We start from the raw sequence: 22,820 nt of genomic DNA on the forward strand, positions 1-22,820 counted from the left end.
GCGTTTGAAATTGCTTTTAGTCAACAATTCCAACGCGCGAACCCGCTTGCGGGTTCGATCTTCGGGGAGCTTTTCTTCGAAATTAGTCGTAATTCCTGCGGCCATGCGATTTCTGGACAGACACTAGCTAGCATTTTGCATCGATAAAAAGTTGGGTCTGCCCCGCTCCGGTGGCTTTCTTCGATCGGCGAGATCTTCTACATTCCGCATATCAGAACTTGATCGGTGGCACACCGTGTTGGGTTCGCAACCATGGTCGAATGAATACAAAAGGGATTTTGCTATGACCCGCATTCCGCTTAGCCGCGCCGAAGAAGAATCACGATTGCGTCGCGAACGCTTGGACCTGAGCATTGCCGAAATGGGCTTGTCCGTTCGGACCACCAATTGCTTGGAAGAAACCGGCATCTTGACGGTTCGCGACTTGCTAAATGCAACGCCACGGCGTCTGTTGTCGATCAGTAACTTTGGCGAAAAGACTTTGGACGAAGTCTATGCGGCCTTGGAAGAATTGGGGTTCTATCGCCCCAATCGCGAAGCCGCCCGCGTATAGTCGGCGCAGCACACGTCGAAAACACTCAGTATGCCCCGCTTCCCTCGATCTTGGATCCCGACGCCCTGGAGCAAGAAGCGGGGGAGTCGAATGTTGAGCAACGACGCCAGTGGTGTCGCGGGCGAAGTCGTTTTCTATGCACTGTTGTTTCTGATCGGTGTCTTCGGATTGTCGTTGACGCTGATCAGCCGGTTCATGCCGATGAGTGTAGCCGGTGTCCGATACGAAGCGTTCTCGACAAGCTTGAGTACGTGGGTCTTCGGTATCCTGTCGCTCGCATCGCTGCTTACCGGCGGCGGCGGCTTGATCTTTCGATTGATGCGGATCGGCGCCAGCAGCGAGCGTCGCAGCAATTTCTTTTCTCGGACGAAGGCGTTTGAAAAGGGTGCGATCGAACTGATCGGGCCTGCCAACGACGATCTGGCGAGACTGCCGAGTGTGCCGCGAGTTCGCACATTGACCGACAGTCCCGGTGAGCGATTGACGTATCGATTGGGTGTCCAGACGGCCGAGTCGGGCATCACCGGACCGGCGGTGTTGGCGCTGCTTTGGAACTCAGTCTGGTTCGTCCTGTTGGCCGTTGCATTATCGGGATTCTGGTACGGTCGGCCACGTTGGATCTTGGCGACACTGCTGATTCCGTTCGCAGTGATCGGGGTCTGGGCGTTCCGGTTTTTCTTGTCCCAGCTTCGCCAGCATGCCGGCGTCGGCCCTACGATCGTTGAAATCAGTCACCATCCGCTGGCCCCTGGCGACTCCTGCGAAATCTATGTGTCCCAGATGGGTCGGCTCAATCTGAAAAGGCTGACTGTCCAATTGACGTGCGAGGAAGAAACGTTTTATCGCCAGGGAACCGACGTTCGTGTCGATCGGCATGAATCTTTTACTCAAGTTCTGTTCCAAGATCGCAATGTACGCGTTGACCCAATGACCCCTTGGGAGCAACAATTAACCGTTGAGCTGCCCTCCAGCGTGATGCATTCGTTCGTGGGCACTCATAATGCAATCCGCTGGAAAGTTGTTGTTCTTGGAGAGTCGCGTCCGTGGCCATCGTTCTGCCGAAGTTTCCCCGTCGTCGTCCACCCGCCCGGGTTGCCGCCGAAGCGCAGCCCGCGTTGAACATATCGCTTTGCCGCGAAGACGGGACTTATGAAGCCGGTGGCGAATTGGTTGCCAAGTGGCGAGTTCGCCGCGTGTCGATCGACGACATTCAAAGCATCGAGCTTTCCGTGCTCTGGCATACCGAAGGCAAAGGTGACGAGGATCTGCACGTTCACCATTTCAATCGCATGGCCGAAAACCAAATTCGACGCATGGGTTTGGCCGACGAACAATCGATTCGTTGCGTCTTGCCGGCTTCGCCACTGACATATCACGGGAACCTGATCTCGTTGCGCTGGTGCATCCGAATGCGATTGTTTTTGCAAAGCGGTCGCGAGATCGTGGCCGAGCAACCGTTCAATCTGGTCGCGCCGGGCGGCTACGGCGTTGCAGTCGGCGGCTAGCACGCGTTCGGGGACGGTGTGTCGGTTCGCGTATCATCGCTTATCAAACCGCCGCATCGTTTACGCAGCAGGCATGATCGATTTCGGTTGTCTTCTGTCGTCTGGTATGAAGTGGGCCACCTTCACATGTTTCGTTCAAATCCTTTTTGCACACGCTTTGTTCGCCCCGGCGCATTGGCGTATCGGTTCGACTGCGGCAGCAAGGATGGCGTCAAAAGTGACGTTCGCGCGGACAACACCGATGAAGACGCTTTCGATTCCATCGTGCGTTACTTGAAGTCATCGCGGGTCGGTTTGATCGTCGGACCACACGGAAGCGGCAAGAGTACGCTGCTGGCCTCGCTTGATGATCGATGCGTCGTGGACTTCCCGAAAGTGATTCGGGTGCAACTTTGTGCCGGCGAACACCCAAGACGTTTCGCCGATCGGTGGGCTAATTGGCAACAGCGCCGGGCGGATGCTCGGACCGTGTTCGTCGCCCAATCACGCTTGATGAAACGAGGTCTTCTTGTCATCGATGGAGCAGAGATGCTGAGCCGTTGGTCTTGGTCGCAGTTGCTGAATCAGTCGCGTAGGCGAGATCAAACGGTCCTGGCCACCAGCCACTGCCCGCTACCCGGTTGCGTCGTTCTGTACCGGACCGGCAATTCGCCCGAGTTGATTCGGTCGCTGACCGGCGACTTGGTGGCGGGAGCGTCGAAGGAAGTCGCTGATTTGGTGATTGGAAAACTGGACGCGTATCCATTGACTAAGATGACAAATGTTCGCGACCTGTGGTTTGAACTGTACGATGACGTACAACCGCTATTAAAGTGACGTCGCATTCCGTTCAATTCCCGCACTCGAGTCTTGCCCCTCATGGCCACACGTTTGTCCGTCGTCATGGTTCACGCGACTCCGCCGACCGCGACTGCCCAAAAGATTTCGGAAACTCTGGTTGGCGAATTGATTGGACGGCCCGGATTCGATTTGGTGCTGGTCGATGCGCTGGAATGTTTGTCCGACCAATCGACAGACCATTTGACGCTGGAGTCACTTTCCGGCGACGTGGTCGTGCTGGCCTGGCGGTCGGTGGAAACGACGATCGCTGACTTGGCGCGCCTTGGTTTTTCGGGCCAGCGTGTCCGGCATTCGGGCGATCCCCATGGCGGAGTGCATCGGCCGGGCGAGCGATCCATTTTCGGTTTCCATTTGGGCGAATTTGCCGAGGCCGGGACCGTGCTGGGTTCACTGCAAGGCTTACTCGCATCGCGGGGAATCAAAACCTTCACCATTGCCGGGCTGCCGCCTGTCGACAAAAAGGGGAAAGTGCCCCAGCATCCGATTCCCGCGCGGTCGCCCATCGATACCGCATCCCAGGCATTCACCCCCACCGATTCGTCGGCCGAAGGCCTAGACTTGGATGCACTGCTGGACCAATTGGATCAGTCCGACCGCTAGCCGAAATTCATCGTCGAATTGCTTTACCCGATGCGGGCTGATAATGTGTAGGCCCGAGACCTGGGTGCGAGCCCCACCTTGATCCCCCTGCAATTCTTATAAGACACGCTCATGGCTGCCATTACTACTCAGAATGCCAACGAAATCCTGGTCGTCGGATTCACCGACAGCAAGATTCTTGATAGTCAGCGAATCGAACTGGTCGGTCGCGAACTGCAAGAAGTGGTGCCGCAGGCGATCCACAAGAAAATGCTTCTGAACTTCCGCGGCGTCTCATTTATGTCGTCCGCCATGATCACCAAGTTGGTGATGTTGAACAAAGGATGCAAGGCTCAGGGCGTCAACTTGAAGTTCTGCGACGTGTCGCCCAACGTGATGGAAGTCTTCAAAATCACGAAACTGAACAAGCTGTTCGACATCCAAGAGGGCGAAGAGAAGGCCCTGGCAAGCTTCGACAAAAAAGGTTGGTTCGGCTAAGGGCTAAGTCTTGATGGCCGCCAACTTGCCTTGTGAAGATGATTCGGAACGCCGAATCATTGGCGAAATCATCGAAGCCGATCGCGCGAGCATCGGGAACGAAATCCACGACGCGCTGGCGCCTTACTTGTTTGCCGCGTCGGCCAACTTGGGTCGGCTACAGTCCGACCTCAAGGCGATCGGCTCAAGTGCCGAAGTCGATCAAGCGTTGGCACGTGCGTCGCAAGCGTCTGAATTATTGGACGCTGCAATGAAGGCAAGCCGCACGTTGTTGACCGTTGCCTATCCGCCCGAATTGGTCGGATCGCTTTGGACCCGCGCTGTCCGCGATACGGTCCAACGCCTAGACCTCGATTCGGCCGCTGTTTTTGATTGGCAATTGGCGGATAGCGTGAACGACATCTCAAAGCCGGCCGCTGTCGCGTGTTACCGAATCGTCATCGAAGCGATTCGAAATGCAATCCGACACGGAAAGGCGAGTCGGGTCGCGGTGGTCGGCCAGACAATCGAGGATAGCAATTTCGTAACGATCACCGACGATGGGCGGGGCTTCGAATCGACGGAAGTTCCGGCTGGTCACTTCGGCATCAAGTCGATGTGTGGTCGAGCGACATGGATCGGTGGCCACGTATTGGTCGAATCCAAAGTGGGAGGCCCCACGGTCGTCCGGCTCGAATTTCCCAGCAGCGCCACCTAGCGCTTGGCGGGCATCGGATCCATATCTTTCAGAGTCTTGCCGAGACGTTTCCGGCTGTTCGATGAAGCGACACGCTTCGTTTTTGTCGGTTCTGTTTTTAACAGCGCAGCAACGTTGGGATGCAGCTCCTCAGCATCAGCAGGTGCTCCGAGTGTCTCGATCGCATCGCTAACGCCAAGTAAGACGGATTGGCGGACGCCGTCACGGAGCCATTCAAAAAAGTTGACGTTCATTTTGAAAGGATATTTTTAGGGAAAGGGAATTCGTTCGGTCGCGTCCAGGCGACCTGTCATCGATTCGCTTGTAGTCACCGCCCGACAACCACGTCTAGTCCGATCATGGCCGTCGTCAGTTTCACGGCGGATGGTTGCGACGAGTTCGGATTCCTTCGCAAATCATCATCCTTTGCGTTGCTCGAGACGTGGCGACGAAGCACTCATCGACTTGGGTGGGTCAATCCAATCGATGGTGCCCATCGTTTCGACATCGACTTCGTCCTGGCGAATGCCCTGCGCGGCCAGGATCATCGGTGACCGCGTCCAATCTTGATCCGATTCGCACTCGTCAAGCGAATCCGCTTCGATATCGTTGTCGTCTTCGTCGTCAACACGATTGCGAATCCATTCGCTGCCGGCGACAAACAATCCCGTTGCCGCCGCATCCGCGTCCGCAGCCGATGGCATCAGCACGGTTAGCGACATCAAGTTCCCGGCCGGGTATCCCGTTCGCGGATCGATCACATGGCCATACCGTCGGCCTTGATGATGAAAGAACTGCTTTCCGGAACCACTCGTCGCCAACGATTGGTCCTTCAGCCAAATTCCACCAAGGCGACGCTGGGGTTTGGTCGGGTGCGCCAAACCAACCGCCCACCCGCGCGGATTGCCAAGTGATTGGTTGCCCGCCCCAATCAGGCTGCTGTTCCCGCCGTGAATCAAGAAGTCCATCACGCCGGATTTCTTCAAATGTGCCGCCAATCGATCCAGCGCGTCGCCTTTCCCGATCGCCCCCAAATTGATCGCCATGCCGGGGACCGCAAATCGAGCGGTCCGAGCTTCCGCGTCCAAAAGGATGTTTGCGTAACCCACGCGTCGCAGTGCCGTTTCAATCTCTTCACCGGTCGGCTTGCTTCCGGCACGGCGGGTGAATCCCCAGGCCTCGACCAGCGGACCGGCCGTGACATCGAACGCCCCGTTGGTCCGGCGACTCCACAAAATCGACTTCTCTAGCAATTCGAACGTCGATTGTGAAAGTTTGACCGGGCCGGCCGCTCCGTCTCGGTTCAGTCGCGAAATTTCGCTTCCGGCTTGGTAGATCGTCAGCGACTCCTCGATCGAATCCAGCATTTCCAGGGCTACGACGACGACTTCGACCGCGTCGGCCGCATGTTCGGGCAACATCACGACAAAATCCGTCGCCATGGCACGGTGAGTGACGTGCGTGATCATTCCACCATCCACGTCGGATTTGGGAGTGTTTTCGACTTTCGGCGGCTGCGGATCGGGGCCAGACGTGTCGTTCGGGTCAGGTTTCATCAGGGAAATCGGTTGGGAATCGGGATCGTTTGGTCCGAATGATACCGTGGCGAGGCCGTGAACCGCCCGTGAACCTGTGCACCCTGGTAACGGTCTTTCCGGATGCACGCGATTTGTTGTCGAATTCAATTCCGAGCGAGGGTTGCACGAAATCGGCCGATCTTGCACAATCTGCGGAAGTGAGTGCTAGACGGTTTCGACCGTCGAGCAAGTCGGGAGTGGTGGCTGAGTGGTCGAAAGCGCCGGATTGCTAATTCGGTGAACCGGGTAACTGGTTCCGCAGGTTCGAATCCTGTCCGCTCCGTTTGACGAATTGAAACGCACCCGGGGGTGTCTCGCAATGGTTGCCTGATCAAGGCAATCGCGGCGACGTTACTTCCGGGTTGTTTTTTTCGGTACTCACACCATGTCTTTTACCAGACACACCGAGGGCGTAGCTCAGTTGGTTAGAGCATTCGACTTTTAATCGAATGGTCCTGGGTTCGAGTCCCAGCGCCCTCATTTTTTGCGACCCAAGATCCGCGCGTCAGATTCGCTTTATCGAATCTAAACGGGCGGATTTTTTGTGTCAGTCTTCCGTTGACAGGTAATTCAACGACAGGGCATGAGCCTGCTCACGGAGCCCATCGTCGCTGAACCCCAGGCTGTGGTCGCGGAACACCAACAATGGGTCGGCTTGCAGCTCGGCGAACCCGAAATCGCGAGGGTCGAGCCCCCGTCGATGTAGCAATAACGCCAGGGCAACGTCGCGAACTTGCGTTCGTATTTTGATGTTTCCGACTCCGGCCATTTGCCAAACGTGCGCCGTCCGATGATCGCCCAGCCGTTCAGTCAAGTGCTGGTCCACATCGTTGCTGCCAATTGCGGAAGCAACCAACAAAGCGGTGACCGCAGACGTCGCCGACGCGCGCGGTGATTCCATGACCGCGTGACTGATCGACGAAGCTTGATCGACGCACTGGTACCGCATCGCAATCAATAGCGGGTTTCGTGGCGATGTCGATTTCGAATGAACTTCGACCCAACGGTTGATCAACCGTTTCAGTTCGGCGTCATTCGGTTCGCCAACACTTGGCCCCATCGACGGGTTGGAAAGCGACATGGTGATGCGTGAAGTCAATTGACTCTTGCCCTGACGAGCATCTTCGATGTCCAACCAAATCAGCATCGTCCATCGCAAACGATCCTCGGCTGACACGTGATAGGGATCCCACTTGAAGTCGTTCCAAGTCCCGATCGATGCCGCCCATCGCGGTCGGTCACTCAATCGAGGCGCGAACGCTTCCGTCAAATCAGCAAAGAGGCTTCGCGAAATATGATCGTGGCCGAACAGTTCGGAAAACTCAGCCCAACCTGCCAGGTCGATGTCTGCGACGGGCGTGCGTGGATTCCTAAGTCTTTCGATTTGTCGATCTAAATGTGTCTGCTCTGCTAAGCGAAGAATGTCGCCGCAAGCAAAACGTATTTCGGCCGTCGGATGTTGCAGTCCCATTTTCAAGGCCATCGAAACAGCACCCGAATCTATCACGTTCTCGATCCGCTCGTCGACCACCAACGCTCTCAGCAGTCGTCCAGCAGCCGCTTGCCGGGTGTGATACGCGGGCGAAGCGAGTTGCTCGATCCAAACGTCGACTGAATGCGGCGAAGGATGGTCCGCAAAGACGCGTGCGCTCGCCGCGCAACACGCCAAGCCGGTTGCTGCAATGAAGATGGCAGTTGGGAAAATACCCGTTCGGGAAATACGCGAACCGCTGGCGTTCACGCCAAGCGAGCGAGCATCAACGGGGCGATTGGAATGGGCCGTCATGCGTTTCGAGTCTAGTTGCCAAAGCGAACATTCCACCGCCACGGGTGTCCGGTTGGGGGCGAGACTTTTGCGCCGAAACGGTTAAGCTGTACAACCGCTACAAGCCGTCGACGGTGTAGTCCGAATGGGTTGCTCGTCGCTTTTCAAGAATCCGAACTTTTCGTCCGATTGCGTCTGCCCCCATGCAAATCATTTGTTTCGAAGACGACCGCGTGGATCAATTGCGTCCCGTTGCCGTTGCTCGCCCCGCCTACGCAATCACTTCCGCGTCATTTCGTTTGATCGATTGGTTGCGTCGCTTGCCGGGTACGCTGAGCGGTTCGGTACGGCCGTATCTGCGACTGATCCAGTCGCTCGATCACGGCATCAACGACGTCCCCGAATCGATCGACGACAAAGACGGCGTGCTTCTGGTCAACGCTCGGATCACACCGACAGTCGATCACGAAAAAGTGTTGTTGCAGTTGTGCAAATTGTCGCATTCGGGCGTTGTCATCGATGAAGACGGTTCAGTCTTGGCCGCCCGCATGACGGCTGCGGATGTTGCTTCCTTAGTCAAAGATTCCGAATCGCCGACGCCTCAGCCGTTGGTTCAAAAGTTGCTTTCCAAGGCGACCGGACTTGATCGACTCGAACATCGCCTTGATGCGTTTTGTTGGCCGCATGAAATCGTTGCCAGCCATATGAAAGAAATGAACACTTCGATGAACCGCCGATTGGAACTCGGTACCTACACCGAAACCGCCGACGGTGTGTTCGTCGGCGAAGGAGTCCAGATCGGCCAGTACGCGTCGGTCGATACATCGGCCGGCCCGATCGTGTTCGAAGACAATGTGAAAGTCGGCCCGTTTTGTTATCTGTCGGGGCCGGTCTATGCCGGCGCAAATACACGCGTGATCGAGCACTCAGCTCTGAAGGACGGCGTATCGCTTGGTCACACGACGAAAATCGGTGGTGAAGTGGAGGCGTCCGTGATCGAAGCCTATACGAACAAACAACACCACGGATTTTTGGGTCACAGTTACCTCGGCAGTTGGATCAATCTGGGTGCCGGCACGTGCAACAGCGACCTGAAGAATACCTACGGCAAAATCAACATCACCTACGGTGACCGCAAAGTCGCCACGGGAATGCAATTTTTGGGCTGCTTCATAGGCGACTACTCCAAGACTGCGATCAACACCAGCATCTTTACCGGCAAGGTGATCGGCGTGTGCAGCATGATGTACGGATTTGTCACATCGAATGTGCCCAGCTATGTCAACTACGCGCGTCTGTTTGGTCAAACGTCGCTGCTGCCCGCCGACGTGATGATCAATACCCAAAAGCGAATGTTTGCCCGTCGAAAAGTCGAGCAACGTGAATGTGACAAGCAACTGATCCGTGACATGTATGATCTGACGTCCGACGAACGATCAGCCGATCCCGATATTTTGTAACTCTGTATTTCGTAGCCCAGTACCGTCCGTCCTCGTTTCAATTCTCGTTTCCTTCTTTTCTTTCGATACGACGCATGGCAAAAATTAAAGTGGGTATCGCCGGTGCGACCGGCTACACGGCGTTGGAAGTCGCCCGTTTGTTGATGAGTCATCCGGGCGCCGAAGTCGTTGCTGCAACCAGTCGTGCGGAAGACGGCAAGTCGTTGGCCGAGATTCATCCGTCGCTGGCCGGACGCTGTGATGTGCCGATTGAAACCCTGGATCCGAAAACGATCGCGGATAAGTGCGACGTGGTGATGTGCTGTTTGCCGCACGGAGCGTCGGCCGAAACCGTCCATGCCCTAGTCCAGCACGACGTACGCGTGATCGATTTTAGTGCTGACTTTCGCTTGTCGTCACTCGAAACTTACGAAAAATGGTACGGCGTCAAGCATCCTTGGCCCCAGCGGATTGGCAACGTCGTCTACGGGATGCCCGAGTTTTTTGCTGACGAGATCGCCAAAGCGGACGTCGTCGCCAATCCTGGTTGCTATCCCACATCGGCGATCATGCCTCTGTCGCCACTGGTCCAAGCCGGCTTGATCGAAACCGATGACATCATCATCGATTCCAAAAGTGGTGTCAGCGGCGCGGGACGAAGCGCAAAAGTGGCAACACTGTACTGTGAAACGAACGAATCAATTTCGGCGTACTCGGTCGGCAATCACCGACACGGTCCCGAGATCGATGATTTGGTTCATCGCATCGCCGGCAAGTCAATCAAGTCGTTATTCACGCCGCACTTGACGCCAATGGACCGAGGTATCTTGTCGACGATCTATGTGCGTCATCGAGGGCATACGGCGGCGGAAATGATTCAGTGCTGGCGAGATCAGTACGCAAATAGCGTCTTCGTTAACGCGGTGGATCACTTGCCCGCAACCAAGCACGTTGCCGGAACGAACTATGTTCAGATGACGGCCCGCGACTGCGGTGAACGCACCGTCCTGGTGTGCGCGATCGATAACTTGGCCAAGGGCGCCAGCGGCGCCGCGATTCAAAACATGAACGTGATGTTCGGCCTGCCCGAGGCGACGGGGCTAGCCTGATCATGAACGTGCTTGTGCTGACCGGTGCCGGTATATCGGCCGAGTCGGGCATTCCGACGTTTCGCGGTGCGGACGGCTTGTGGGAAGGCCACTCGATTACCGATGTTGCGACGCCCGAAGGATTCGAACGCGATCCGAAATTGGTTCATCGGTTTTACAACCTGCGTCGGCGGCGACTATTGGAACCCGATATTCAGCCCAATGACGCTCACGTCGCGCTTGCGGATTTCGAAGCCGAGCATCGTCGAGCCGGTCGCGGAGACTTTTTGATTGTGACCCAGAACATCGACGACCTTCATGTTCGCGCGGGTAGTCAAAACGTGTTGCCGATGCACGGCGAACTGCTGAAGGCCCGGTGCATGCTGACGGACGAGGTGTTCGATTGGACAACGGATCTTGGCGTCGACACACCTTATCCAACAGACCCCGGCAACGACCGCATTCGTGGTTGTCTGCGACCGCATGTGGTTTGGTTTGGCGAAATGCCGATCGGATTGGATGCGATCGCGACGGCCGCCTCCCGAGCAGACGTGTTCTTAGCGATCGGAACGTCCGGTTTGGTTTACCCCGCGAGTGGAATTGTGGGACAAACCGATACGCTGTGTCGGCGGATCGAAATCAACTTAGATGACACACCTGCATCCCCTGCATTTGATGAAACGATACGCGGTAAGGCGACCCAGTGTGTGCCGGAAGTGTTGAGTCGGTTGCTGCGGGAATAGAGTGCGGATTCAATTTGTTGATCGAAATTCGCCTACAATGTGACCAGCCGAACTGAACCCTTTCCGCGAGTTGACGCACGCATGGATTTGACACCCCAACCCGACACGGTCGTTCGCCCGCCGCTGCGGCGCCGATGGTGGACGCCGTTGGCCGTCGCGGGGACGTCGTGGATGGTCTTCATGATTGTCAGTTTTGTGATGGCGGTCTTGGGCGTTTGGGTTGTGTTCGGCGAACTGACTTTGGAAATGTTCCGCTCGGTCGAGACGATCACCGAAGTCTCGCGATCGCGGCTGGGTTTCTTTATTGTCGTGGTGTTGCCCCAATTGGCGCTGGTGGTGCCGTCGATCGCGGCTGCGTTGCTCTCGCCGGTGGAAACACGTCGACGTCTCGGCTTGGTGGTCGGACATTGGCCCGTGTGGGCCTGGATCGCTTCGGCTTTGGCAACGCCGCTGGTCGGGTTGGTGTCCAGCGTCGTCGTCGGAAGCTTCATGGAAGAGAGCGAAGGCTTGAAAGAGATGTCACAGATCTTTCGCGACCACGGCGAAAGCGGTTTTCTTATTCCCCTGGCCTTGATGATTGGCGTGACACCCGCGTTTTGCGAAGAGCTGTTGTTTCGCGGCTATATCCAAACGCGTTTGGTGAATTCCTTCCATCCCGTGATTGGCATCTTTGTCGCATCGTTCTTGTTTGCGGCGTTCCACATGGATCCGGTTCACGTGGTCGCGGTGTTCCCCATGGGACTTTTCCTTGGGTTTGTTTCCTGGCGAAGTGGATCGCTGTTCCCGGCAATGCTGGGACACTTCGTCAATAATTTTATCAGCGTGGTGCTGGTGGTCTTTGCGCCCGAAGACGAAACCGATGTTTTGGCGGCTCCAGCGATTGCGATCACCCTTTCGATCCTGGCGGTCGGTATCCTATCGGTATCGGCGACGGCAGTGGCGGCGTCGATGTATGGGCCGCCTTTGGCCGAACCCGACTCGGATGCGGTACCAACCGACGAATCGGGTTTGCCACAACCCGATGATTTCGTGATGGCCAGATTGGTCAACCCTGATTCCGTCAGTGACTCGCCGTACGTGCCTCCGTTTCCAACGAGCGACTGAACATGTTTTCCATGCGACTGGGTTTCGACCACCCCGGCTATCTCTGGTTGCTGCTAGCTTTGCCCTTGTTGTGGTGGATCGGTTTCTCGTCGCTAGCGGCGCTGGGAACGTTCCGCCGCACGGTGGCTTTGCTATTCCGCACCGTGGTTTGGGCGGCGATCGTTTTCGCCATCGCTGGCGTGCAAATGGTCTGGGTCAGCGACCGCGTGACGGTGATGTATCTGTTGGATCAATCGGAAAGCATCCCGGCGGCCAAGCGACAGGTGATGTTGGACTATGTGATTCGAAACGTGCGTCGGCATCGCAACGAAGAACGCAAAGATCGTGCAGGGATCGTCGTGTTCGGTCGCGATGCGTCGATCGAGATTCCGCCGTTCGACGATTACATCCCGCAACTGCGGCGACTGGAGAGCCTTGGTGGTCGAACCGATGCGACGAACTTGGAATCGGCGATCAACCTAGCCAAGGCATCGATGCCTGAAGATACCTCGCGACGCTTGGTGATCGTGACCGACGGAAACGAAAACGTTGGGCAGGCACGGTTGTTAGCGGCGAGGGTGGCCGATTCGGGAATCGGGATTGACGTCGTCCCCGTGATGTTGGAATCGGCAAGCGAGGTATTGGTCGAAAAAATCGATTTGCCCAACAACATTCGCAAAGGGCAACCGTTCGAGGCCCGAGTCGTCTTGAACAACTACTCCGAAACCACTGGCGGTGAATCGGTTCGCGGCAAGCTCCGCGTCAAACAGAGTGTCGGCGGTGAAGAAACGCTCCTGCTGGAGGAATCGATCACACTGGATTCGGGCAAGAACGTCTTTCCGCTGCGTCACCAAATCGAACAGCCGGCCGCCTACATCTATGAAGCGGAATTCGTGCCGGCGACAGATGAAGACGACGGACTGCGGCAAAATAACAACGCAACCGCCTACACGTACGTCCGCGGCAAGGGACGCGTGTTGTTGATTCAAGATCGGGCTCGGATGGGCGACTTTGATTTGATGATCCAATCGCTTCGCGATGCCAATATCGAAGTCGTCGCCCAAGCCAGCGACGAATTGTTTGGGTCGCTTGCGGAACTGCAAGCGTACGATGCGGTGATCTTGGCAGGTGTCCCGCGGGTCTCGGGCGAAACGACCGATCAAATTTCATCCTTCACAGACGAACAGATCGAAATGTTGGTCAGCAACACACAACAGCTCGGTGCGGGGCTGTTGATGATCGGTGGCCCCGAGGCCTTCGGGGCCGGTGGATGGGTGGGGACAAAGCTAGAAGAAGCGATGCCCGTCGACTTCAAAATTCGCAATACGAAAATCCAAGCCGTCGGCGCGCTCGCCCTGATCATGCACGCCAGCGAAATGGCCGAAGGCAACCACTGGCAGAAGGTGATCGCCAAAGCCGCCATCGAACAACTCGGTCCATCCGATTACGCCGGTGTTTTGCACTGGACGATGCGTGGCGATAGCTGGATGTGGGGAGGAAAAAACGGGTTACTCGAAGTCGGTTCAAATCGCAAAGCGATGCTTGCTGCACTGGGGCGAATGACGCCCGGTGACATGCCGCAATTCGACCCTGCGATGCGGATGGCGGTTGCCGGACTGGCGCGAACTCCCGCATCGGTCAAACACTGCATCATCATTTCTGACGGAGACCCAACGGACCCATCACCGGCAACGATCAAATCGTTTAAGGACAACAACATCACGATCAGTACGGTGGCCGTTGCTTCCCACGGATTGACCGAGAGCCAACGGTTGCAACAAATCGCGCAGGCGACGGGCGGAAAATATTATGCCGTCGCGAACGGACGCGCCTTGCCGCGGATCTTTCAACGGGAGGCAAGACGCGTTTCCCGTCCGTTGGTGTACGAACCGCCCGGCGGCGCCCTGCCCGAAGTGATTTTTCCGCACCCGATGTTGGATGGCATTGATCGGGTGCTGCCCAACGTATCCGGTTTCGTTTTGACGCAAACCAAGGACAGCCCGCTTGCCCAGGTGTTGATCCAATCGCCCAAGCCCGATTCGCCAGAGAACGCGACGATCCTTGCGGTATGGACCTATGGGCTGGGGCGTACTGCCGTTTTAACAACGGATTCGGGAACGAAATGGGCGTCGGATTGGACCGGATGGGGTGAGTACGACAAGTTCTATTCTCAATTGGTGCGTTGGCTGATGAGACCGACCGGCGATACCGGCAAATTCACGATCGCGACCCAAGTCCGTGACGGGCGGGTCCAAGTTGTCGTCAACGCGTTGACGGGCGAAGATGACTTTTTGAACTTTTTGGACATGAATGCAACGGCATTGGGGCCGGACTTGAAACCGATCGCTCTGCGGATGCGTCAATCGGCACCGGGACGTTACGTTGGTGAATTTCCAGCGGATGGATCGGGCAGCTATTTCGTCAACGTCATCCCGGGCCCCGGTGCCGCACCGTTGACGACGGGCGTGACCGTCCCCTACAGCGAAGAGTACCGCGTTCGTGAAACCAACCAAGCCTTGATCGCGTCGCTGGCTGCGACGGCGCCACGTGGTGGTGAAGCCGGCCAAGTTACAGCGCCGTTGACGACTCAGCCGTCCGAGGAACTGATCGACAACGATTCGTTTCGAGGCGGGCTGGCGCTCGCACGCAGCATCCGCGACGCTTGGCCTTGGTTCGTGTTGGCGGGCTGTTGCTTGTTTTTGGGCGATGTGTTCGTCCGACGCGTTTCCATCAACTTGGACTGGATCGGCAAGGCGATCACGAAGATCAGCGGGAATGATGACTCGAAAACTTCGGTCGTTACGGCGCGGTTGGATACTTTGAAGAAGAACAAAGAATCGCTTGATGAATCGCTTCAAAAGCGTCGTGCCAGCGTTCGTTTCGAGACAACATCCGACGACGGGGTTGGCCAAGACATCGACCTGGACAAACCGTCGGCAACGCCGTCTAGCAAGTTGGCCGAACCGAAACCGATCGATTCACCCAACGCCCAAAGCTATACCGAACGTCTTCTCGAGGCGAAACGGAAGGCGAACAAGAAGGATTAGCGAGTCCAATCCTGATGACCGTCAAGGTCGCCTTGAACGACACGTTTCATCCTGCTGTCCTTCAAACGGTCAATGCAAACGGACGCTAACCGCTACATTTTCACACCATCGCGCTCGGTTTGATGGTCGGGCGACGGGTTGAAGCGATTCTGCCGCTTGTTTGTCTTTGGTAAAGCCGACGGCTTGGTGGGGTCGTGATCGCCCGGTTATCGAGTCCCCTCAATAGACGCCGTATCTTAATAATTCGGGTTCTGCCGACGCGTCGATGCTACGGGTGAGGCCCGGCAGGATGCCGCCTCACGGACCTTTTGATTTCGCCATCCCGATCGGGACGCAGCACACAAAAACCACGGACGGTTTCCCTTGTTCACTTCATCCCGCTTGAGGGCGCGTCGCGCGTTCTTGGCGACGCTAGGCGTTGCCGCCGCTTTCCCGACCTTCGGTGTACCGACTGCTCTCGCCGACGACAACGCCTTGTCGCGGGCGCTGATGATGCCCGATTTCGCGGTTACGGCGCCCGTTGAACGCGTCTCGTACACGTCCGCCTATATGCTGCAAGACGCAGACACCGAAGGCACGTTGCCAGCGCCCATCGCGGATGTAGAAAAAGCGAATGACGCGAAGGAAGCCGATGATGAAGGCGACGAAGCCCCAGCAACGGTCCCTTTGAAGGATTACGAAAAGCTGCTTGAACGCGTCGACGAGATCGAAGATTCTTGGGATACGTACCAAGACAAGATCAAGGACGAAGCCGACGAGAAGAAGAAAAAGTCCAGCTACAAGCTCGGCGGTCGAGTCCACTTGGACAACTGGAACTTCATCGATTCCGACGCGGGCATCAACGAACTCGAAACCGGCGACCCGACCGACGATCCAGAAAACCGCTGGGACTTCCGGCGGATCCGCTTGGAACTTGCCGGCGACGTTCCCAACAATATGCTGTTCCGGATCCAGATCGACTTCAACAATCCCGCGCAAGCGGAAATGAAGGACGTTTACCTTGGGTTCAACAACCTGCCGAACAACCAAACGCTGTTGATCGGGAACCAGAAACGACCAATCGGCTTGGACCACCTCAACAGCAGCCGACACAACGTGTTTGCCGAACGGCCTCTAGCGGTGGAGACCTTCAACGAAGACGCTCGTCGATTGGGCGCCTGCATGTATGGCTACTCGGCCGATGAAATGTTCCATTGGCGATACGGAGCGTTCTTGCTGGAGAACTTAAACACCGACGGTCGCTATCGTGGCGACTTCAACGAAGCCGGCGTCTACGGTCGCTTGTCCTCGAGCCCTTGGTATGACAAGACCAGTGGTGGCCGCGGCTATTTGCACCTTGCGATGTCCGGTTCGGTTAACCAAACCGACGGCAACGGCACGTTGGACGCGGACGACAACGCCAACGAAGCTCGATTCCGCACTCGTCCGTTGGCTCGCAGCGATTCGCGTTGGTACAACACCAATCGGATCCTGGGTGCCAACAACTACGAGCAGCTCGGTTTGGAATCGATTCTAAACATCGGCGCATTGCAAATCACTGGCGAATACTTCAACAACTGGGTTCAACGTGATCCGTTGGGTGGTTTCAGCGGCGAAGACCTGCACTTCCACGGTGGTTACATCTACGCCTCGTATTTCCTAACCGGCGAACACATCCCCTACGATCGTGTCACGGGAACGATCGACCGTGTGAAACCGTTCGAGAACTTCTTCTTGGTTGACCGTTGCACCGGTGGCACAGGAAGCGGTTGGGGTGCGTTGGCGATGGCACTTCGTTACGACTATATCGACCTCAGCGATTCGGACATTCGCGGCGGACAGGGACACGCTTGGACCGCAGGGTTGAACTGGTACTGGACCGCTTATTCGAAGTTGCAAACCAACTTGGTTTGGGGTGAAGTCAACAACGGTGGCCAAGGTCTCTCGTCCACACCGCTCGCCACCGGCGTCGATGGTGACTACACGATTCTTGGCATGCGTTACATGATCGATTTCTAGGGATCCGCAGTTCCCAGTCCTCGATCGCAACAAGTTCTCACAAATTCAAATCGTAAGTCAGGAAGATATCGATGTCATTGAAAACAATTCTGGGCGTCAGCACCGCGACGGTGATGACCTTCATCGCCTTGGCTGTAACGCCTTCACCCGCATCGGCCGGTTTGCCGATGGGACTGCTGGATCAAACCGGTTGTACCAAGCGATGTCCCGCATGTGATCACGTCTGCAAGTTCGACGCGAAAGAAGTCGACGTAGAAAAATCCTGCTTCGACGTCGAGTCGAAAGTCATTTGCATCCCACGTGTCGTGTTTCCGTGGCAAATGAAGGACCGATGCGGATCTTGCAATTCGTGTGACGGTACGGGATGCAGTTCGTGCATCAACAACGGCGCCCGTACGCGTCGCGTCTGCGTGTTGAAAACGAAGAAGTACAAGTGCCCTGAATGCGAGTACTCATGGTCGGCCGAAAAGGCACCCTGTGGCGGCGGTTGTGCGACGGGCTGCTGCGACTCGAACGCGTGCGGCACAAACTGTGATGCTGGTTGTGACAAATCAGCCGCCTACGGTGGTGGAGAGATGATTGCCGATCCCTCGTATGCTCAATATCCAAACTACGGCTATGCTCAACCGAGTTCGACCGAGATGGAATCGATCATGGTCGAATCGGCACAACAAGCGCCGGCCCAGCAAGCGTTTCAACCCGTCTACGGTCAATAGTCACCATTGAAATGATCGACTTGGGTGGGATCGACTGGCCTAACAGCCGGTCGATCCCTCTATCTGTTGATTGAATCTGCAAAACTTTCAGATTGCCAATTCGAACGCGGGAGCTTCTCGTAAAGGAAAAAGAAGGCAGCAGTGCGATTTACGTTTTCACGATGTCTTTTACGATACGTCCGTGGACGTCGGTCAATCGAAAGTCACGACCTGCGTAAGGATAGGTCAGTCGCTCATGGTCGATTCCCAGCAGATACAGGATCGTGGCGTGCAGATCGTGCATGTGCACTCGATCTATCGCGGCGTAATATCCGTATTCGTCGGTCTCGCCGTATGTGGTTCCGCCTCGAACTCCGCCACCGCCCAACAGCATGCTGAATCCTTGCGGATTGTGGTCACGCCCGTCTTTGCCTTGGACCACCGGCGTGCGACCGAACTCGCCGCCCCAAACGATCAAGGTATCATCCCACATTCCCCGTGCTTTCAAATCGGCGATCAGTCCTGCGATCGGCCGATCGGTCGCCAACGCGTTCTTTGCATGACCGGCCTTCAGCCCACCGTGTTGGTCCCAGACTTGGCCGCTGCTGACGCTGACGAACCGCACACCGGCTTCGACCAACCGCCGTGCCATCAAGCAACCTCGGCCGTACTGATCGGTGGCCTTTTCACCGATGCCGTACAATTTCTGTGTCGCTGCTGTCTCCGATGACAGATCCATGATCTCCGGTGCAGTCCCTTGCATGCGGCGTGCAAGATCGACCGCTTCAATGGCTCCTTCTACTTCCCGATCGCGACCAATCCGTGCGGCATGACGGTGGTTAAGCTGAGACACCAAATCGAACTGGTGTGATTGCGAGTCTTCTAAGTAGGCGACTTTTCCTGCACCCAACGATCCGTTCTTTCCAATCGCAGTCGCTTGATGCTTGGCGGGCAAGAACGCGGCACCATAGTTGCGCGGGCCGCCGTGTGCGGTTGCCGGCCCGATTGCCACGTGAGCCGGCAGATCCGGGTGAGCCGACCCGAGTGCATAGCTGATCCAGGCACCGACGCTTGGCCGCACGAAGTTATCGCTGCCCGTGTTGACCATGCCAACCGCCTGACCGTGTGATTGACCACGCGTGTGCATGGAACGGATCACGCAAAACGAATCGAGATGGCGGCACATTTCAGGCAGCAATTCGCTGCCCCAAAGTCCTGCTTCGCCGTGCTGCGAAAAACCCCACGGGCCTTTCATGATCGTCGGTTTGGCATCAAGCTGCGTCGGCAACGCAAAGGGAAGTGCCTTGCCGTCTTCGCGTGCCAACCGGGGCTTGTAGTCAAACGTGTCCACATGACTGGGTCCACCGTGCATGAACAAAAAGATCACGCGTTTGGCGCGCGGCCGATGATGCAGTCCGCCAGCAGTGTCGCTCGGTAACTCGCCACCCCCCGCCCACGAGACATTCGGGCTTGATGCCGTCACCGCAAGCGATCCAAGCGTCATCGCCGTCGACGTCATCAGCTCGCGGCGATCGAGTCGGTTGAGTCGGTTGAGTGCAAACATGATTGTTACTGACCTATTCCAAAATTCTGAATTCGGTTCCTGCGAACATCGCCGCAATCCACTGTTGCCAACGCGTTTGGTCGTTCGGCATCGCTCGGGCGGTTTCACTTCCGAGCCAACGGCCCACAAGTTCATGATCTTCGGCAGTGGGCAAGCGTTGCAGAACGCGTTCGTAGGCCCACTGAACCCGCTCGCTTTCATTCTCGACTTCGGTAAGTAGCCTGTTTGCGGTTAGCCCAGCCCATTCACGGACCTCGCTGCTGCCCAATAATGCAAGAGGTTGTGCGGGCACATTCGTTGTCGGTCGTTTGCCAACGAGCAGGTCCGCGTCGGCGACATCGAGAGCGGCAAGCAACGCCGGAATTTCTCCTCGGATGGTCGGCAAGTAAACGGTCCGTCGGTGATCGTTGACCGCAAACGAAATCTTCGACTTCGATTTTGCATCATTGCTGCTAACCAGAGTTCCGTAGCCGTTCATCGGGTCGTCCAGTCCCTCGCGACTGAGCGATCCGGCGATCACGAGCATTGAATCGCGAATCGATTCGGCGGGCAGCCGTTTTCGATTGGCTCTCCACAAGAAGCGATTCTCAGGGTCGATGGCGTCGCCAAGCACAGACGATTGCGATCCACGCCGATAGGTTTCCGAGAGAACAATTTGCCGGACCAACCTTTTGCGACTCCAACCGTTTCGCATGAAATCCACCGCAAGCGAGTCCAACAATTCGGGATGTGATGGACGTTCACCTCGCTCGCCAAAATTGTCGACCGTGCGAACGATTCCATCGCCCATCAAACGCATCCAGATTCGATTGACAGCGACGCGCGATGTAAGCGGATGATCGGGATCGGTCATCCAAGCCGCCAATTCGAGTCGCCCGCTGCCCGTGAATGCGAGTGTCGATGGGCTTTCGTCCGGTGCACCACAGACACTCAAAAAACCGCGAGGCACGGTGTCGCCAAGGTTGTTGACTTCGCCTCGCACATGCATCGGACAATCGACGACTTCGGCCGCGGACTTGTCGACAACGGCCATCGCGGTTGGCAAAGGAGCGGGCGCGTCTTTGACGAGCGCAGCCAATTCAGTCTTTATCGAATCGCGGCGATGCTTCAGTTCGGCGACTTTTTGCACGTCTTGATTACCCCGTTCGACAACCGGTTGCATACCGCCGTGCGGGATCCACTGGACCGCGTCAGCGATCACGTGACCGGACGTTCCGGAATTCGAAATCGTGACCACAGCTTCGGTTCCCTGGCCGACTTCAAAGAAACCTAAGCTTGCAATTGGTCCATCTTTGCCGGATTTGCGTTGATCAACTTTGACAAGTCGGGTTTCGTCGCCGACCCGGACTTCCACCGGGACGTTTGACGCACGTGTACCACCGGGCGTGTACCAAAGTCGGGCTTCCCACCGCACCGTTGCTTTACCGTTCTGCTTGGTCACTCTCTCACTATCAGGTTTTGACCGTTCGCTCGCAAGAGTTGTTTTGAACTGCAACGACGCGTTGTCCTTGTTCCGATTGTCGTCGTGGAGATATCCACTGCCGATGAACCCTTTCAAGTAGGTCGAAACGACCCAGTCGCCCGTTCGAATCGCGGATTCGTCGTCGATCACAATACCGGCCAGTTGTCGTACGGGAGTCTCTTGCTTCTTGATTTTGGCTTCGGCTTTCGCGAGCGCGTCCTTCGCTTGCCTCAGTTTCTCACCATGTTCTTGCAGTGCGTCGAGATGATCTTGGCTGGTGGGCAACGGAACCGGTTTCCACGTGCTGACATATTTTTGCGATTCGCCCTGCAACGACATGGTGCTACGAAAGATGCCAGCCAGCGCATAGTAATCTCGCATCGGCACAGGATCGAATTTGTGATCGTGACAACGAGCACAGCCAAGAGTCATTCCCATGAACGCACGACCGACGGTGTCAATCTGCTCGTCGACAACGTCCATCGTCAATTTCGTCTTGTCGCGTTCACTCAACATCTTTGTGCCGAGCATCAGGAACGTCGTAGCGATCAAATTCTGTCGACGGACGTTGTCGTTCTCGGCAGGCATCAAGTCACCGGCGATTTGTTGCCGAATCATTTGATCGACCGGCGTGTCGCCAGCAATGTTGCTGATCAAGTAGTCTCTGTAGCGCCACGCGTCATGAAAGGTGGCATTAAAATCGCTGCCATTGCTGTCGGCGTATCGGGCGACGTCCATCCAATGCCGCGCCCAGTGTTCACCGAATGCGGTGGAGGCGAGCATCTTGTCGACAATGATTTCCCAATTCACGTCGCTCGGGTCGGCACGCCAGCGAACCATCGAATCAGCCGACGGCGGCAGACCTGTCAGATCAAACGAAAGTCGGCGAAGCAACGTGTCAGCATCACCTCTCCCATTTGGAACAATCGCCGCGGCCTGCAACTTTTCTTGCACCATTTCGTCGATCCACTTTAAATCGCCAGGCTGTGCAAGATGATCACTGACACGCAGCGGTCGAAATGCCCAAAATTGCCGACCGGCCTCGAGGTCGATCTTAGGTGTTTTAAGGCTTGACGCGGCACTCGGCGTGTTGGTGCGAGGATCGGTTGCACCCGTGGCAATCCATTTTTCGAAATCGCGAATCACTCGATCTGGCAATTTACCACTGGGCGGCATCTCGGATGAATCGTAGCGCAGCGCCGAAATCAAAACGCTGTCGTCGGCGTAGCCAGGTTGAATCGCCGGCCCTGTGTCGCCACCGACCCGCATTGCCTCGGCCGAATCCAGCCAAAGTCCACCACCCACTTCGGCTGCTTCGTTGGAATGACACTCGTAACAATGCTCGACCAGAACGGGCCGGATCCTTGTCTCGAAAAATTCGATGTTTGCGATCTCATCCGCCAAAACACGCGCCCATGCAGATGAGCTGGCGATGAAAAAACACACAACCAGCATCAAACGGCTACGTACCGGTGAGTGATCGATCATCAGCGATCTCAAAGGCGGGTGGAAACAGGCAGGAGCGAAGCGCGTGCTTACTGGTCCAGAAAGTATAGCTGTTTCGAGACGCCCGTGCGAAAAACACCTCACATCGAACGGAACCAGTTCACGATTCGGGGTGGGCTAACCGCATAGGACTTTACGGGCAACAAGTTCGTCTATCATCGGGGAATCGCTGAATTTCGGTTAAGACTGCGATTTCGGTTCT

19 protein-coding genes and 2 tRNA genes are annotated in these 22,820 nt (G+C 56.4%); 16 read left to right on the plus strand and 5 right to left on the minus strand.

Annotated elements, in window-relative coordinates; all coding sequences use genetic code 11:
• Positions 1 to 283: 283 nt before the first annotated feature.
• From Poly51_RS21035 to Poly51_RS21065, 7 genes are all read left to right on the plus strand, one after another.
• On the plus strand, positions 284 to 553 hold the full coding sequence (locus tag Poly51_RS21035) for a DNA-directed RNA polymerase subunit alpha C-terminal domain-containing protein (protein WP_146459855.1): 270 nt from the start codon (positions 284 to 286) through the stop codon (positions 551 to 553).
• Positions 554 to 643: 90 nt separating this feature from the next.
• The gene (locus tag Poly51_RS21040; RefSeq protein WP_146459857.1) at positions 644 to 1,672 is read left to right on the plus strand and encodes a DUF4175 domain-containing protein; all 1,029 of its coding nucleotides are present in this window, start codon (positions 644 to 646) and stop codon (positions 1,670 to 1,672) included.
• Positions 1,669 to 2,058: a hypothetical protein gene (locus Poly51_RS21045; protein WP_146459859.1), complete on the plus strand. Its 390-nt coding sequence runs from the start codon at positions 1,669 to 1,671 to the stop codon at positions 2,056 to 2,058. The genes Poly51_RS21040 and Poly51_RS21045 overlap by 4 nt, the downstream gene beginning before the upstream one ends.
• Before the next feature lie 126 nt (positions 2,059 to 2,184).
• Positions 2,185 to 2,874 (plus strand): ATP-binding protein, encoded by a 690-nt coding sequence (locus Poly51_RS21050; protein ID WP_146459861.1) that lies wholly within the window; start codon positions 2,185 to 2,187, stop codon positions 2,872 to 2,874.
• Between the two features lie 42 nt (positions 2,875 to 2,916).
• Positions 2,917 to 3,498 carry a hypothetical protein gene (locus Poly51_RS21055; protein ID WP_146459863.1) on the plus strand — a complete coding sequence of 194 codons (582 nt, stop codon included), beginning with the start codon at positions 2,917 to 2,919 and terminating at the stop codon, positions 3,496 to 3,498.
• Between the two features lie 111 nt (positions 3,499 to 3,609).
• Positions 3,610 to 3,975 carry an STAS domain-containing protein gene (locus Poly51_RS21060; RefSeq protein ID WP_146459865.1) on the plus strand — a complete coding sequence of 122 codons (366 nt, stop codon included), beginning with the start codon at positions 3,610 to 3,612 and terminating at the stop codon, positions 3,973 to 3,975.
• A gap of 13 nt (positions 3,976 to 3,988) precedes the next feature.
• Positions 3,989 to 4,672 (plus strand): sensor histidine kinase, encoded by a 684-nt coding sequence (locus tag Poly51_RS21065; protein WP_146459867.1) that lies wholly within the window; start codon positions 3,989 to 3,991, stop codon positions 4,670 to 4,672.
• On the opposite strand, the gene Poly51_RS21070 is transcribed toward Poly51_RS21065, so the two are convergent.
• Both Poly51_RS21070 and Poly51_RS21075 read right to left on the minus strand, forming a co-directional pair.
• Positions 4,669 to 4,905 (minus strand): hypothetical protein, encoded by a 237-nt coding sequence (locus Poly51_RS21070; protein ID WP_146459869.1) that lies wholly within the window; start codon positions 4,903 to 4,905, stop codon positions 4,669 to 4,671. The two genes, Poly51_RS21065 and Poly51_RS21070, sit on opposite strands and share 4 nt — an antisense overlap.
• Before the next feature lie 165 nt (positions 4,906 to 5,070).
• On the minus strand, positions 5,071 to 6,207 hold the full coding sequence (locus tag Poly51_RS21075; RefSeq protein WP_146459871.1) for an FAD:protein FMN transferase: 1,137 nt from the start codon (positions 6,205 to 6,207) through the stop codon (positions 5,071 to 5,073).
• Between the two features lie 215 nt (positions 6,208 to 6,422).
• Here Poly51_RS21075 and Poly51_RS21080 point away from each other — a divergent pair.
• A tRNA-Ser gene (locus tag Poly51_RS21080) sits at positions 6,423 to 6,511 on the plus strand.
• 123 nt (positions 6,512 to 6,634) lie between these two features.
• Positions 6,635 to 6,708, plus strand: a tRNA-Lys gene (locus tag Poly51_RS21085).
• A gap of 67 nt (positions 6,709 to 6,775) precedes the next feature.
• On the opposite strand, the gene Poly51_RS21090 is transcribed toward Poly51_RS21085, so the two are convergent.
• Complete coding sequence (locus Poly51_RS21090) at positions 6,776 to 8,014, minus strand: hypothetical protein (protein WP_146459873.1); 1,239 nt, start codon at positions 8,012 to 8,014, stop codon at positions 6,776 to 6,778.
• 182 nt (positions 8,015 to 8,196) lie between these two features.
• Between Poly51_RS21090 and Poly51_RS21095 the strand changes: the two genes are divergently transcribed.
• The 7 genes from Poly51_RS21095 to Poly51_RS21125 all read left to right on the plus strand — a co-directional run bounded on the left by Poly51_RS21095 (position 8,197) and on the right by Poly51_RS21125 (position 18,107).
• Positions 8,197 to 9,453: a putative sugar nucleotidyl transferase gene (locus tag Poly51_RS21095; protein WP_146459875.1), complete on the plus strand. Its 1,257-nt coding sequence runs from the start codon at positions 8,197 to 8,199 to the stop codon at positions 9,451 to 9,453.
• A gap of 74 nt (positions 9,454 to 9,527) precedes the next feature.
• Positions 9,528 to 10,541 carry an N-acetyl-gamma-glutamyl-phosphate reductase gene (gene argC, locus Poly51_RS21100; protein WP_146459877.1) on the plus strand — a complete coding sequence of 338 codons (1,014 nt, stop codon included), beginning with the start codon at positions 9,528 to 9,530 and terminating at the stop codon, positions 10,539 to 10,541.
• A gap of 2 nt (positions 10,542 to 10,543) precedes the next feature.
• On the plus strand, positions 10,544 to 11,263 hold the full coding sequence (locus Poly51_RS21105; RefSeq protein ID WP_146459879.1) for an SIR2 family NAD-dependent protein deacylase: 720 nt from the start codon (positions 10,544 to 10,546) through the stop codon (positions 11,261 to 11,263).
• An 81-nt stretch (positions 11,264 to 11,344) separates the two neighbouring features.
• The gene (locus Poly51_RS21110; RefSeq protein WP_146459881.1) at positions 11,345 to 12,367 is read left to right on the plus strand and encodes a type II CAAX endopeptidase family protein; all 1,023 of its coding nucleotides are present in this window, start codon (positions 11,345 to 11,347) and stop codon (positions 12,365 to 12,367) included.
• 2 nt (positions 12,368 to 12,369) lie between these two features.
• The gene (locus tag Poly51_RS21115) at positions 12,370 to 15,393 is read left to right on the plus strand and encodes a VWA domain-containing protein (RefSeq protein WP_146459883.1); all 3,024 of its coding nucleotides are present in this window, start codon (positions 12,370 to 12,372) and stop codon (positions 15,391 to 15,393) included.
• A 363-nt stretch (positions 15,394 to 15,756) separates the two neighbouring features.
• Positions 15,757 to 17,391 carry an OprO/OprP family phosphate-selective porin gene (locus Poly51_RS21120; RefSeq protein WP_246114662.1) on the plus strand — a complete coding sequence of 545 codons (1,635 nt, stop codon included), beginning with the start codon at positions 15,757 to 15,759 and terminating at the stop codon, positions 17,389 to 17,391.
• Positions 17,392 to 17,462: 71 nt separating this feature from the next.
• A complete protein-coding gene (locus tag Poly51_RS21125) occupies positions 17,463 to 18,107 on the plus strand; it encodes a hypothetical protein (RefSeq protein WP_146459885.1) in 645 nt (214 codons plus the stop codon).
• 148 nt (positions 18,108 to 18,255) lie between these two features.
• On the opposite strand, the gene Poly51_RS21130 is transcribed toward Poly51_RS21125, so the two are convergent.
• Positions 18,256 to 19,650 (minus strand): DUF1501 domain-containing protein, encoded by a 1,395-nt coding sequence (locus tag Poly51_RS21130; RefSeq protein WP_146459887.1) that lies wholly within the window; start codon positions 19,648 to 19,650, stop codon positions 18,256 to 18,258.
• Between the two features lie 13 nt (positions 19,651 to 19,663).
• A complete protein-coding gene (locus Poly51_RS21135) occupies positions 19,664 to 22,600 on the minus strand; it encodes a DUF1553 domain-containing protein (RefSeq protein ID WP_246114663.1) in 2,937 nt (978 codons plus the stop codon).
• Between the last annotated feature and the right edge of the window lie 220 nt (positions 22,601 to 22,820).

Origin of the sequence: Rubripirellula tenax (genome assembly GCF_007860125.1) — a bacterium.
GTDB classification, from domain to species: domain Bacteria; phylum Planctomycetota; class Planctomycetia; order Pirellulales; family Pirellulaceae; genus Rubripirellula; species Rubripirellula tenax.